A 12471-nucleotide genomic window follows, 5' to 3' on the forward strand; every position below is an offset into this window, starting at 1 on the left:
AAAAACTCTCTAAATCAGGCTGCGGGGTGGGTTTTATCAGATGCGAAGGTATTTTCTTGGTAACGACCGTAGCTGTAATAAGCCGCACAAGCACCTTCACTGGATACCATACAAGACCCTAAAGGGTTCTCTGGTGTACAAGGATCGCCAAACAAAGTGCAATCCCGTGGAGATTTCACGCCGCGTAAGATCGCGCCGCACTCACAAGCTTTGTTTTCTCGTGTACTGCGATACTCAACCGTAAAACGCTTTTCGGCATCAAATTCGGCAAAGGCATCTTTAATACGCAAAGCACTATAAGGCACAACACCCAAGCCACGCCATTCAAATGAGCGGCGTAGCTCAAAGGTATCTGCCACGATGGATTTCGCTTGGACATTGCCCTCATAAGTCACTGCACGCGAAAATTCATTCTCAATCTCCGCACGACCATCATTAACCTGCCGCACTAACATTAAGATCGCCTGCAACACATCCAGAGGTTCAAACCCAGCAATGACTACAGGCTTTTGATACTCTTCGGCAAAATAGTAATAAGGCTGTGAACCAATCACAGTGCTTACATGAGCCGGTCCGACAAAACCATCTAAGCGCAGAATGCCCAGTTCTCTTACCTCTGGGGACTCCAAAATGTTACTGATCGCTGCAGGAGTCAGAACGTGATTGCAAAAGACGGTAAAATTCTTCAAACCTAGTTTTTGTGCCTGTCGAATCACTAGAGCGGTCGGCGGGGTTGTCGTTTCGAAACCTATGGCAAAAAACACGACCTCTCGGTCTGGGTTATCTTGCGCAATACGCAGCGCATCCATACAGGAATACACCATCCGTACATCCGCACCCTCCGCTTTAGCTTTTAGCAAACTACGTTTACGTGAACCCGGCACACGCAACATATCGCCGTAAGAACAGAGAATAACTTTATGAGTAACCGCCAATTCGATAGCTGAATCCAAACGATTAATCGGCAATACGCACACAGGGCAACCTGGGCCGTGGATCATTTTCACATTGCTAGGTAGCAGATCAGGAATCCCATAGCGGAAGATTGCATGGGTATGACCGCCACAAAACTCCATAAAGTGATAATCCCGATCAGGATCGACCTCTTTACTAATCTTGGCTGCAATCTCTTGAGCTAGTGCGCCATCGCGATATTCATCAACATACTTCATTGTGATGCCTCTATCGCTTGTTGCTGCTCAAGTTCGTCTAACTCTGCAAACAACGCTAGGGTTCTCGCAGCTTCTTCTGGATCTATCTTATTAAGCGCATAGCCTACGTGCATGATGACGTAGTCTCCTACGGCCAGATCGGCAATCAGCGCTATATTGATCTCTTTTCTCACCCCACCTATATCTGCAATTGCAGACTCGGTATCAATAATTTCTTCAATACGAACAGGGATGGCTAAACACATAGCGACTCTCTCTCATTGTTCTTGTTCTTGTCGTTCTTATGCATGTTTTGACGAGCCAAGTTAGCTCTTTCTAACGCGATCTGCGCTTGCCCTAGCGATATAGAACCGTCATTACATGGCAGTTTTCGAGCCGTAACGACTTGTAAATCTTGAGCTTCTAACTGCTCGGTAATTCCTTGAAGCAGGAGCTGATTTAAAAAACAGCCTCCCGCTAAGACAACTTTATTGATCCCTTCTTTTACTGCGCTATCAGCCACCCAGCGAGATAACGCTGTAATTAGCTGCTGATGAAACAAGGCTGCACCATACCCTTGATCCTCACAATCAAGCAGACGGGCAAATAATGGCTCTAAATTTAAAGGAGACTGCTTCGTATCAATCAGTAATGATTCGTTCGGCCATGGCTGTAATTTAAGGTAACGATAAGCTGCGGATTCAAGCGCCATGGCTGCTTGCGCCTCGTAGCTATTTTTCTCTTTCAGTCCCAATAAAGCAGCGACAGCATCAAATACACGCCCTGCACTTGTGGTCATTGGCGTATTAATATTTTTCTGTAACAGCTGGCTGATCATTGCAGCCGCTTTGTGATCACCAAAACGTTCTTCAATCTGCTCTGCTCGATCTAACTGAAACAATACACCTGAAGCTACCCGCCATGGCTCTTTTGCTGCACTATCTCCTCCCGGCAGAGGAATTGGGTTCAAACTGGATAGGCGCTGATAATCAGCTTTATGAACCTTAAATAAGTCTCCGCCCCATAGCGTACCGTCATCACCCAAGCCCAAACCATCTAGGGCTAAACCAATGACAGGCTCTTTAATGCCATGCTCTGCTACAACTGCAGCAATATGAGCGTGATGATGCTGTACCTTCAACATAGGGATCTGATGCTGCTTGCTAAAACGTTGCGCAAACCCCGTGCTGTAAAACTCAGAATGCAGGTCAGCAACCACGAGTTCAGGTTTGATGTCCAACATAGCGCTTAATTGCTCGACGGTATGATTGAGCTGGCGGCAACACTCAGGGTTATCAAGATCACCTATATGCTGCGATACGTATGCTCGATTGCCTTTGGTTAAGCAGATCGTATTTTTAAAATATGCGCCAACCGCCAAAACAGAAGGTAACTGCGCATCAGCTTCGAAAGGTAACTTAATATATTGCGGCGACAATCCACGGCCACGCCTAACCAGCTCACCACCTTGTTCAGCAAACATCGACACTACAGAATCATCGCAACGGGTGTGAATATCACGGTCATGCATCAGATAGCCATCAGCTATCCCCTGCAGTTGAGTTAGCGCTTCTGCGTTGTCGATTACTTGAGGGTTGCCACTGCGGTTTGCGCTGGTCATTACCAAGAGTAGATCCTGTTTTTCCGCGAGCCATTGAATTCCGTCTGGGCTGCCTGCAGCTTTGTAAAACAGCAAATAATGTAGAGGCGAATGAGGTAGCATCACACCTAGCCACGCTTGATCAGGTGCTAACTCTTCAGGTAATGAATCAGAGTTTTGTTTTTTTGGTACAAGGCAGATAGGAGCATCCATCGCTTTGAGTCTTTGTACCCGTTGATCCGTTAGCTCAACATAGGACTGCAAAGATCCAGGGTTAGCCGCCATGACTGCTAAAGGCTTTTCATCGCGATGTTTACGCTCTCGTAACCGTCTAACTGCTTCTGGGTTTCGAGCATCGCAAGCTAGATGAAAACCTCCCACACCTTTTATCGCAACTATATTGCCCTGTTGGATCAATTCAATTGTTTGCGCAACTGGATCATCACACTGCAATTGTTGCCCATCGTCAGAATAAAAGCTGAGTTGTGGGCCACATTCATCACATGCAGTAGGCTGGGCATGGAATCGTCTATCCACAGGATCGGTATATTCCGAATCACAACGATGACACAGCTGAAACTTTGCCATGGTGGTATTCGGACGATCATAAGGCAAAGCTGTGATTAGACTGTAGCGGGGGCCGCAGTGAGTACAATTAATAAACGGGTATAGATAGCGGCGATTGTTTGGATCGAACAGCTCACTTAAACAGTCCTGACATACAGCAGCGTCCGGTGTAACAGAAAGATCGAGATCTCCCTGCTCACTCTGAATGATTTTAAACTGGGTCAGACCTGGTTCTACTGCAATAGAGGTAACATCTAGAGATTCTATCTCTGACATCGAAGGTTGCTCAGACGCCAACTGAGAAACAAACTGATCAAGTTGAAGTTTATCGGCTTGAGCAAAGATACTCACTCCTTTTGGGCCATTCGCCACAGATCCGATCACCCCAAAGCGTTGCGCGAGGTTATACACAAAGGGACGAAAACCAACCCCTTGGACCTGACCTCGAATCTCTATATGCAACGCTGAAACTGCCATACTCATGCTCTGATCTTTTAATGGAAATCTTTATTCAGACCATATCGTTCCAGCTTGGAGCGAAGTCCAACTCGGGACAATCCAAGCTCCCTTGAAGCCTGACTTTTATTCCAACGATGACGAATGAGTGTTTCCCTTAAAATTCGTTTTTCCAAGGTTTCGATGCGCTCTTTTAATGTGCCATCCAAGCATGCGAGCACTTCTGTTTCTGCAGTCTCTTCAACTGGAGCCGCTCTCAACACCCGAGGGCTCAATAGATCTGCAGATAACCATTCCTCTTCCGCTAACACCAACATGCGACGAATTTCGTTCTGTAGCTCCCTAACGTTACCCGGCCAGCAATAACGACGCATACAATCTAACGCTTCTTCTGTAAAACCTTTTGCAGGCTTATCAAACTCTTGCACAGACTTGGCTAAAAAGTCCTCAGCAAGCACCGGAATATCCATTGCACGACGTTCTAATGCGGGTAACTCAAGGGTCACTTCAGCTAAGCGGAAGTATAGATCCTGTCGAAATCGGCCCGCTCGAACCTCCTCTTCCAAGTCTCTATTGGTAGAAGCCACTACACGGACATTAACCTTTCTACGCTGGTGTTCGCCTAGGCGACGAACTTCTCGTTCCTGTAGAACACGTAACAATTTCACCTGAAAAGCGGGGCTAATTTCACCGATCTCATCTAGAAAAATCGTGCCGCCATCAGCGCGTTCAAACAAACCAACATGATCTGTAATCGCCCCCGTAAACGAGCCCTTCTTATGACCAAATAACTCAGAAGCTAACAACTCATCCGGCATAGCACCACAGTTTTCCACTACAAAAGGGCGCTCTGCTCGTAAGCTGTTGTAATGAAGCGCGCGAGCAAACAATTCTTTACCTGCACCAGAAGGGCCTGTGACCAATACCGAGACATCATAAGGAGCGATTTTCGCGGCCTGTTCACACAGGTCGTTTAATGGACTCGTCGAATGTCTGCGAATTTCATCCAATTGGTAAGTCTGTTTGAGATGCTGTTTTTTCTCTTTAACATTTTGCTCTACTTGAGAAGCGGAGTGACGCATCTCCATCGACAGTAGTTCATTTTCATTCTGTAATTCATACAGACGACAAGCTCCACGAAGAATAAGCAGAAGGTTGTCTGGGTGCCAAGGTTTAGTGATGTACTGCAAGATTCCGGCTTCATTTAAGCCTTTAATGATATCTTCAGAATCAGTGTAACCGGATAGGATTAGTCGTGCCGTTTGCGGCCAACGCTCACGAACCTCAGTTAAAAACTCTACACCGGTCTTCCCTGGCATACGCTGATCACAGAGAATGGCATGAAATGTATGTTGCTCTAGCAGATGAAACGCCTGATCCGCACCTGTCGCTGTCAGAACATCAAATTCTTCATCTAAGGTACGCTCTAAAGTTTCTAAAGAACGTACCTCATCATCTACACACAATATTAAGGGTCTTTTTCGAGTCGGCATTAGAGAAGGGCCTCAAACTGCTGGATTTCAGACTTTAGCTGATCAATCCGTGTTTGAATCATCCCTTTTCGGTTTTGCTCTAACCAGTCCTGCCACTCCTGCATTCCTTCACCGGATTTAGCGGATAGCTTCAATACCTTAATGTCTGGATTTACTTGACGAGCAAATTCAATACATTTATCCACATCAAAATCTAAATGAGGCAGCAGATCCGTCTTATTTAGAATCATAATATCTGCAGCATGGAACATATCTGGATACTTGAGTGGTTTATCTTCACCCTCGGTCACAGACAAAATAGCAATCTTATGCGCTTCACCAAGATCAAATGCTGCTGGGCAAACAAGGTTGCCGACATTCTCTATAAATAGAAAGCCACCTTGTAGGTCGTCCAAGTTATCTAAAGCATGACCCACCATATGAGCATCTAAATGGCAGCCTTTACCCGTATTTACTTGTACTGCCGGTACGCCTGTTTCTCGAATACGATCAGCATCATTTGCCGTTTGCTGATCACCTTCAATCACTGCTACTTTACGCGATTCTTTTAAGCGATTGATGGTTTCGGTTAAAAGTGTGGTTTTTCCTGACCCCGGACTAGAGACTAGGTTTAATACAAACAGGCTTTGCGCTTCAAAACGGGCGCGATTGATCTGAGCGTAACGATCGTTTTTACCTAAAATATCCTGCTCGATCTGTACCATTCGGCTTTGGCTCATACCCGCCACATGGGCATGAGCAGGACCTTTACCAAAATGCAGATCCTCACCTTGTTTCTCTATAACATTGTCATCATGCCCGTGATGATGCGTATGCTCGCTATGAGAATGATCATGATGAGCGCCCTCGTGATGAGAATGCGCATGTGTATGCTGACCTTCGATCTTTACATTACCTTCACCGCAACCGCAAACCGTACACATTATTCCACCTCCAACTCTTTAATTCGCATCTCGTCCCCTTGGACGACCTGAAGTTGGTAGCTGCCGCACTCCGGACAGCTGTCATAGCGTTGACTAATTGGAACGTTTTTCAAGCACTGCATACAGAATGCCTCACCGGGTATCTTTATTATTTTTAGTTCAGCTCCCTCAGCTAGGGTGCTGCGCGTTACCGCTTCAAAGCAAAACGTTAACGCTTCTGTTTCTATCATTGATAATGGGCCAAGCTCCAGCCAAACAGTTTTAACTCGATCATACTGTTGTTCTTTGGCTTGATCTTCCAGCACTTGGACAATGCCTTCTGCAATCGACATCTCATGCACGATTAATTGACCTCAACTTCATAAGCGACACAAGGATCTACTGATAATATTAGTTTACCCACTAAATCCGCTGCTTTATCTTCAGGGACCTTTACCCCTTCTAACATACTGACAAGAGTTCCTTGTGGATGAAAATTCCACTCCGTTGGCGCAATAATCCGATACTGACTGATCTGCTCATCACCATTGGGATTTATCGTCATGGTCACTCGATGAATCAGAGCCCCTCTTGCCGCTTCCACCCAAGCGAAACCAGGCTTATCAGATCTAATCAACTCTTCATCATCAACTTGTAGCAGTCGATGAGGCATCGCTTTTAACTCTAACAACAATGCCAAAAACCTCTGAGCAATGGGATTAATCGTAAGTAGGTTCGATTCTTTAATCATCGAACGCTTACAATTTCGTGTCCAGATGCTAGTTTCGAAACAACCACCTTCACCTTGAGGTAAGGCACAGAAACTTTGGCCTCTCAGGCTTAGTTGCCAATCCAAATAGTCACTCGACAGATCCATTTCAGGGCAAGCTGGTCCTAAGCTAATGCCATCATATTTATCACTCAGATCTGCAACCGCTTTTCCGATCGGGTGCGTCTGGCTTTGCGCATATACCGCTTCTTTAAACTGCAGTTCATCAGGCCCTGTAAAGCTTTTCAACATACCCTCGAGCTCACTAATAAATCGCGATAACGGGAAACGCTTTTCCGGCATACAAGGATTTAACCGCAAACACCAAGACAGCCGTGTTCGAAAGTCAGCAAACCAATTTAAAAGCTCAGGCAAATTTAATAGCTTTTCGCTGCCTAACCAATCACGCCCTAAACGCAGACCTAACTCTTTTGTCGTTTCTGCAAGCAGTAATAATTTTCGAGCCTGCAATACATCGCTATCACATGTTTTCCCTTGTGCCGATTCAATCGCTGTTAATGCTGCAATGGTTTGAGCACAACTGCAGAGACTGAACAGTAAAGGTACTCGCTGCACTACTTCTTTTGGGCTTTTACCTTCTAATAGACGCGTTAATTCAGTTGGCCGCGAGGACTTAACATTTACGTTGCGAATACACCCGTCGAGATAGTCCACCCCAACATTGATTTTACCTGCAAGATTAAAACTACCATCCATAGAATCACCTAAGGCTCATCTGCAAAGGCTGCAGTCATAAATTTACGTCGACTTAAACCTTCTTTGGTTCTGGCGCGAACTAAACTCTGGTTTTCAGCTCTCTCTTCCTGTTCTCTTTTTTGCGCTTCTTTAGCTAATTGCAGATCAGTCTTACCACAATTTTCAGTATTCAATACTGCTTTCAGCACCTCTTCTGCTGTAAGAACCGCGGCCTCTTGATCAGCAAATTCAAGCATTGGAGAAAACAGAGAACAACTGCCGTACGCCCCTAAGGCCTCACTTCCAGCATACAAAAATTCATAGCTACCCGAAGGTAGTAATACTATCTTTTTGCTCCCCACTTGAGCCTGATCATATTCTGTATTTTCTTCAGAGAGCAGAATCAGGTTCATACACCAAGGGGTGATCAGTACAGCTAACTTACTCTCTTCTGAAACAGCACCTTCAACAACTTCAACTTGCAAAGCGGGGTTATAAAACTCCAGCTCTACCATCGTGATCGCGACCTGTTCGTAATTCGCTTTTAGCTGTTGAAAGAAATCCACTTTATCCTTCCACGACCATAAATTGATCTTTTTCGCCATCACATTCGGGGCAGCGCCAATGATCAGGCAGTTGGCTAAAAGGCGTGCCAGCAGGGATTTGCCAAATATCATCCCCTGCTGCTGGGTCATAGACATGCCAGCAGATTTTGCACTCTAGGCGTGCATCATCAGCTATACGATCACTGTCTCCTAAGTAACTGCCTTCGAATCCTTGATAGCTTGTCATACCAGAACCTCACGAATCTCGATCAAGCGTTCATACGAATCACTTAGATCTTCTGGGGCAGCGCAAGCAACTAGAGGAATATCGGTGATTTCCAAGGTATCTAGAATCAATTGATCGGTACTGTTGAAATACTGCACTCGCCATAACCCATCAATCTGAGTTGAGGTAATACGACAGTTCCCGTAACCGCGAGATAGAATTGTGACTGGCCCTTGTCTTACCACTTGATCCAGATAGGCATGATCCTGAGGCGAGAATGGCAGAAGCGATAGATTGATGACATGTGGCGCTTCAGGTTTTTCAGTTTGTATACTGTAGACCGTTGAAGCTTCATCGATCTCAATCAGTACAGATGGAGCATTCAACACACCTTCCGGAATCTGCAACTGCCCAGTATCCAAAGGCTGACCTGATTGAAAAGCTTGCTCACGGCTGACACTTGGCACATCAGCAACTTCAATAGATTCACGTACAACATCGCCGTTTTTATCGAATTCTCTTAAGCGCCATACACCTGCTAAAACGGTTTCTTGCGCTTTAATTTCGGTCTCACCTGTTAAAGTCAAACTTACTTCACCTTCACCCAGAATCTGGTTTATCAGATCTAAATCAGGTTCTGGCAACGCTGATAGCAACATAACTGGCGGTTCATTACCAATACGATAAGTTTTAAGGTGATGTTGCAGTTGCTCTAATACAGCCAGTGCTTGAGGGCACTCAGAGGCCTGCTCGGGTTCAGGCAGGATGGGAATATCATAACTATACATTTCCGAAGGCATTTTCATATAGTCCAAAACCATTTCGCCTTCATCTTGGCTACCCGGCCCCATTGGAACATTTACTAGAGGGATACCATTGTTTTCCATATTACTCACCTTTTACTGACCACAAGCAGATTGAACAGGATTAACCACCACTGGTATGCCAATACCTGGATCGCGACGAGGTTCTAACGCTAGAATGCTTGGTATTTCGGCAAGATAGATATCCCAATCTTGAACCTTACTGATGGTTCCTAAATAACGCCCCTCTTTTAAAAACACTAAGGAGGGCCAAACGGTAAAGTTGTATCGCCCTTGAACCTTCTTCTCATACTCAGGCGCAACAATCGCAGGCGTTAGCTCTGGAAAGCGCTTTACCAACTCAGGAAGAATCACTGCAACATCGTTACTTTCTGGGAAACGATGAGCCTGCTCTGTACAGAACAAAACGGTGTATTTTTGATCTTTAATGAAACTCTCAAAACTCTCTTCATTAAGGAGCGGATAGCCCCTTTCAACAATCAACTGTTCTATCAGTGGAGAAGTCATATCCAGCTCTCTTAGTTATTATTCTGAAGATGCGGTGGCAACTGCGGCGGCTGTTCAATCAAATCAGAAAACAACCGATCAACATCGGCAGCATCACCTTGCATGATGGATTGAACTGCAATGAGTGCATTTCGAACTTCGGCTGCTCGCTGCTCGCTCAATACTTCTCTAGCAGCACCAAGGAAAACCAAAACCCAAGTTCCAGTAGGCTGTTCACCTAATAGAGATAGATCGACTCTCTCAATCTGATCCCCATTTTCACACTCCGCCGATAATCCATCACAGCATACAATTCTCATTGGTATGCCAAGGCACATTAACTGGTACCTTCGGTCGATTTAATAAATCGTGGATCACCCTGCCGAAAAGCTTCATATTCAGATGGACGACCACCTTCATACGAATTCAACCCCAACTCACCTGGGGCTAACTCTTCAGGAGTGCAGTTATCACCAATTGGCTCAACACCTAATTTTTTAAGGTAAGCCAAAGCAATCTGAATGGCAGGCTCAATTTGAACGCGAACAGATTCACGCAAACTGCCGCCAAAGTCTTCTAATTCAACAGGCTGACAACCGATGAGGAGTAAGTGCTTTGGATAGCTTCCAGTAAACTCAGCCATAGCCAACACTTCTTGAAAACCAGTTTGATGGAGGCTCATCTGTTTAGCCCCCATAAACTTAGGCACATCATCATCATGGATGACTTTTAACGTACCCGGCTCCAAGCCATAATCGATGGCATCAAACACGACAAGTACATCAGCGGCTTGAACATGTTGCACAAGGTAAATTCCTTGTGTACCACCATCCATTAACTTGGTTTTATTTGAAAAGCGGTAGTTTTGATTTAGCGTTTCAACGCAACGTACACCAAATCCTTCATCCGCCCAGAGGATATTGCCTATTCCGAGGATAAGCACATTTTTATCTTGATAGAGCGTATCTTCTATCATTTACAGCACACCCGACTCTGTCTTGAAATTATTTTTGTTATTGCAGAATCAATTTACAAAGAATGTGCCAAGTCATTAATAATGGGTAAAACACCCGTAACGCCTAACTCTCAAGCAAACAGGCAAACAAAAACCAAAAGCCAAACAATAAAAATCCTCTCAACTTTCAACAAAACTGAAAACTTACTTTCCACTAATAGGATTTCACATAAGTTATTGGTCGTATAACATCCAGTTCTGCTATACTGTCTTTCGATTTTTTTGCTGTTTCGGAGTGATCAATTCCCACATGACTGAAGATGAGTTATTCAGTCGGCTCGCTTCACTTTCATCAGAGCAATTGGACGCCATTCATAACAAGCTGTTACAGAAAGTAGAACAAAAGAAAGCTGAACGAGAGCGACTTAAGAAACTACCCCCGCGAAATTCCAACGATTTGGAAGCACTCGCTGATATACAAGGTTTAGATTTAAGCTCACTGCTACGCGATGCCAAGCGCTATTCCTAAATAGCATCTAATGAATGTAACGTGATAGTTTGTAGCAAAACGATTTTCACGCTTTATCTCGCATAAAGCATTTACACGATTTATTTCTAGATACAGGACATTTTCCATGGGTCTTGCTGATAAAGTATTGGCTGTTAATAACGATCTTCCCATCCGTACTGACCTACCAGTTCATAGCGGCAAGGTTCGCTCTGTTTACTGGCTGACTAAAGAAGACAGCCAACGTCTAATCAAAGAGAAAGGCTACAACGTTCACGAAGGTGCCGAACTTGCAGTCATGGTGATCAGTGACCGTATTTCTGCCTTTGAATGCATCTGGACAGGTCAAGGCGGCATGCAAGGCGTACCAGGTAAAGGCGCTGCGCTAAACGCAATATCTAACCACTGGTTTAAACGATTCCGCGAAAACGGGCTTGCTGACAGCCATATTCTAGATATTCCTCACCCACTGGTTTGGATTGTCCAGAAAGCAAAACCTATTATGATCGAAGCGATCTGCCGCCAATACATTACTGGCTCCATGTGGCGTGCATACGCAAAAGGTGAGCGCGAGTTCTGCGGCATTCAAATCGCTGAAGATCTAGAAAGAGATCAAAAGCTACCCGAGCTACTTATCACACCATCAACCAAAGGCATTCTAAAAGGTGTTCCGGGTGTACCCGAGGTAGATGATGTAAACATTACTCGTAATGACATCGTCAATAATTTCGAAGCATTCAAGTTCCTACAAGCTGATGATGTTGAACAATATGAAAAGCTTTTGAAAGAAGGCTTTGAAGTAATCAGCAGTGAACTAAGCAAGCTTGATCAGATCTTTGTAGATACCAAATTTGAGTTTGGTTATGTCACTGATGCTGAAGGTAATGAAAAGCTTATCTACATGGATGAAGTTGGCACGCCTGATTCCTCTCGTATCTGGGACGGACCTGCCTATCGCGAAGGCGAAGTGATTGAAAACTCCAAAGAAGTATTCCGTCAGGAGCTTCTAAACCACTTCCCTGACTCAGATATTCTAGTAAATAAAGACCGTATGGAAGAGCGCTACGCACTTGCACGCGACAATGAGCTTCCAGCCTCTTTAATCCAGAAAGTGTCTGACACTTATGTAGGCATTGCAGAGAAGATCATCGGTCAAAAGCTACAACAATCTGATAACCCTAAAGCGGAGATTATTGAGATTCTGCGCAATGAGTACCAATTGATCGATTGATCATTTGTTACAATGCCAGCTCAAAAAAAGGCCGCTTACTTTAAGCGGCCTTTCTTGTTCCA

Annotated in this window: 15 protein-coding genes; 2 read left to right on the top strand and 13 right to left on the bottom strand. The window is 44.9% G+C overall.

The genetic code is table 11. The features are described from left to right. Positions 1 to 14: 14 nt before the first annotated feature. The 13 genes from hypD to ACMXYS_RS11195 are packed head-to-tail and all read right to left on the bottom strand — an operon-like array spanning position 15 to position 10691. Positions 15 to 1172: a hydrogenase formation protein HypD gene (gene hypD / locus ACMXYS_RS11135; protein WP_415883978.1), complete on the bottom strand. Its 1158-nt coding sequence runs from the start codon at positions 1170 to 1172 to the stop codon at positions 15 to 17. Next, positions 1169 to 1417 (bottom strand): HypC/HybG/HupF family hydrogenase formation chaperone, encoded by a 249-nt coding sequence (locus ACMXYS_RS11140; RefSeq protein WP_415883977.1) that lies wholly within the window; start codon positions 1415 to 1417, stop codon positions 1169 to 1171. The genes hypD and ACMXYS_RS11140 overlap by 4 nt, the downstream gene beginning before the upstream one ends. Further along, complete coding sequence (gene hypF / locus ACMXYS_RS11145; protein WP_415896538.1) at positions 1408 to 3801, bottom strand: carbamoyltransferase HypF; 2394 nt, start codon at positions 3799 to 3801, stop codon at positions 1408 to 1410. The genes ACMXYS_RS11140 and hypF overlap by 10 nt, the downstream gene beginning before the upstream one ends. Positions 3802 to 3812: 11 nt before the next feature. Next, complete coding sequence (locus tag ACMXYS_RS11150; protein WP_415883975.1) at positions 3813 to 5267, bottom strand: sigma-54-dependent transcriptional regulator; 1455 nt, start codon at positions 5265 to 5267, stop codon at positions 3813 to 3815. After that, positions 5267 to 6190 (bottom strand): hydrogenase nickel incorporation protein HypB, encoded by a 924-nt coding sequence (gene hypB / locus ACMXYS_RS11155; RefSeq protein ID WP_415883974.1) that lies wholly within the window; start codon positions 6188 to 6190, stop codon positions 5267 to 5269. Before hypB ends, ACMXYS_RS11150 begins: the two co-directional genes overlap by 1 nt. Continuing rightward, on the bottom strand, positions 6190 to 6522 hold the full coding sequence (gene hypA, locus ACMXYS_RS11160) for a hydrogenase maturation nickel metallochaperone HypA (protein ID WP_415884644.1): 333 nt from the start codon (positions 6520 to 6522) through the stop codon (positions 6190 to 6192). Before hypA ends, hypB begins: the two co-directional genes overlap by 1 nt. An 11-nt stretch (positions 6523 to 6533) precedes the next feature. Further along, positions 6534 to 7655 (bottom strand): nickel-dependent hydrogenase large subunit, encoded by a 1122-nt coding sequence (locus tag ACMXYS_RS11165; RefSeq protein WP_415896539.1) that lies wholly within the window; start codon positions 7653 to 7655, stop codon positions 6534 to 6536. 8 nt (positions 7656 to 7663) lie between these two features. Then, complete coding sequence (hybE, locus tag ACMXYS_RS11170) at positions 7664 to 8200, bottom strand: [NiFe]-hydrogenase assembly chaperone HybE (protein ID WP_415896540.1); 537 nt, start codon at positions 8198 to 8200, stop codon at positions 7664 to 7666. A gap of 1 nt (position 8201) precedes the next feature. After that, the gene (locus ACMXYS_RS11175) at positions 8202 to 8426 is read right to left on the bottom strand and encodes a rubredoxin (RefSeq protein WP_415896541.1); all 225 of its coding nucleotides are present in this window, start codon (positions 8424 to 8426) and stop codon (positions 8202 to 8204) included. Further along, positions 8423 to 9292, bottom strand: coding sequence for a hydrogenase expression/formation C-terminal domain-containing protein (locus ACMXYS_RS11180; RefSeq protein WP_415896542.1), 870 nt, complete (start codon positions 9290 to 9292; stop codon positions 8423 to 8425). Before ACMXYS_RS11180 ends, ACMXYS_RS11175 begins: the two co-directional genes overlap by 4 nt. A 12-nt stretch (positions 9293 to 9304) precedes the next feature. Continuing rightward, entirely contained in the window at positions 9305 to 9736 is a 432-nt protein-coding gene (locus ACMXYS_RS11185; RefSeq protein WP_415896543.1) for a hypothetical protein, read from the bottom strand. An 11-nt stretch (positions 9737 to 9747) separates the two neighbouring features. Then, positions 9748 to 10035, bottom strand: coding sequence for a HypC/HybG/HupF family hydrogenase formation chaperone (locus ACMXYS_RS11190; RefSeq protein ID WP_415883968.1), 288 nt, complete (start codon positions 10033 to 10035; stop codon positions 9748 to 9750). A 17-nt stretch (positions 10036 to 10052) separates the two neighbouring features. Then, a complete protein-coding gene (locus ACMXYS_RS11195) occupies positions 10053 to 10691 on the bottom strand; it encodes a HyaD/HybD family hydrogenase maturation endopeptidase (RefSeq protein ID WP_415883967.1) in 639 nt (212 codons plus the stop codon). A gap of 289 nt (positions 10692 to 10980) precedes the next feature. Here ACMXYS_RS11195 and ACMXYS_RS11200 point away from each other — a divergent pair, with 289 nt between their 5' ends. Beyond that, entirely contained in the window at positions 10981 to 11199 is a 219-nt protein-coding gene (locus ACMXYS_RS11200; RefSeq protein ID WP_415896544.1) for a hypothetical protein, read from the top strand. Between the two features lie 106 nt (positions 11200 to 11305). Beyond that, positions 11306 to 12409, top strand: coding sequence for a phosphoribosylaminoimidazolesuccinocarboxamide synthase (locus ACMXYS_RS11205; protein ID WP_415883965.1), 1104 nt, complete (start codon positions 11306 to 11308; stop codon positions 12407 to 12409). Positions 12410 to 12471: the final 62 nt, after the last annotated feature.

This window comes from Neptuniibacter sp. QD57_21, assembly GCF_047778075.1.
In the GTDB taxonomy this organism is placed as follows: Bacteria; Pseudomonadota; Gammaproteobacteria; order Pseudomonadales; family Balneatricaceae; genus Neptuniibacter.

Excerpts from the sequence above, each read along its gene's own strand:
- hypD (WP_415883978.1), bottom strand. The coding sequence starts at position 1,172 with ATGAAGTATGTTGATGAATATCGCGATGGCGCACTAGCTCAAGAGATT.
- ACMXYS_RS11140 (WP_415883977.1), bottom strand. The coding sequence starts at position 1,417 with ATGTGTTTAGCCATCCCTGTTCGTATTGAAGAAATTATTGATACCGAG.
- hypF (WP_415896538.1), bottom strand. The coding sequence starts at position 3,801 with ATGAGTATGGCAGTTTCAGCGTTGCATATAGAGATTCGAGGTCAGGTC.
- ACMXYS_RS11150 (WP_415883975.1), bottom strand. The coding sequence starts at position 5,267 with ATGCCGACTCGAAAAAGACCCTTAATATTGTGTGTAGATGATGAGGTA.
- hypB (WP_415883974.1), bottom strand. The coding sequence starts at position 6,190 with ATGTGTACGGTTTGCGGTTGCGGTGAAGGTAATGTAAAGATCGAAGGT.
- hypA (WP_415884644.1), bottom strand. The coding sequence starts at position 6,522 with ATGTCGATTGCAGAAGGCATTGTCCAAGTGCTGGAAGATCAAGCCAAA.
- ACMXYS_RS11165 (WP_415896539.1), bottom strand. The coding sequence starts at position 7,655 with ATGGATGGTAGTTTTAATCTTGCAGGTAAAATCAATGTTGGGGTGGAC.
- ACMXYS_RS11175 (WP_415896541.1), bottom strand. The coding sequence starts at position 8,426 with ATGACAAGCTATCAAGGATTCGAAGGCAGTTACTTAGGAGACAGTGAT.
- ACMXYS_RS11180 (WP_415896542.1), bottom strand. The coding sequence starts at position 9,292 with ATGGAAAACAATGGTATCCCTCTAGTAAATGTTCCAATGGGGCCGGGT.
- ACMXYS_RS11185 (WP_415896543.1), bottom strand. The coding sequence starts at position 9,736 with ATGACTTCTCCACTGATAGAACAGTTGATTGTTGAAAGGGGCTATCCG.
- ACMXYS_RS11190 (WP_415883968.1), bottom strand. The coding sequence starts at position 10,035 with ATGAGAATTGTATGCTGTGATGGATTATCGGCGGAGTGTGAAAATGGG.
- ACMXYS_RS11195 (WP_415883967.1), bottom strand. The coding sequence starts at position 10,691 with ATGATAGAAGATACGCTCTATCAAGATAAAAATGTGCTTATCCTCGGA.
- ACMXYS_RS11200 (WP_415896544.1), top strand. The coding sequence starts at position 10,981 with ATGACTGAAGATGAGTTATTCAGTCGGCTCGCTTCACTTTCATCAGAG.
- ACMXYS_RS11205 (WP_415883965.1), top strand. The coding sequence starts at position 11,306 with ATGGGTCTTGCTGATAAAGTATTGGCTGTTAATAACGATCTTCCCATC.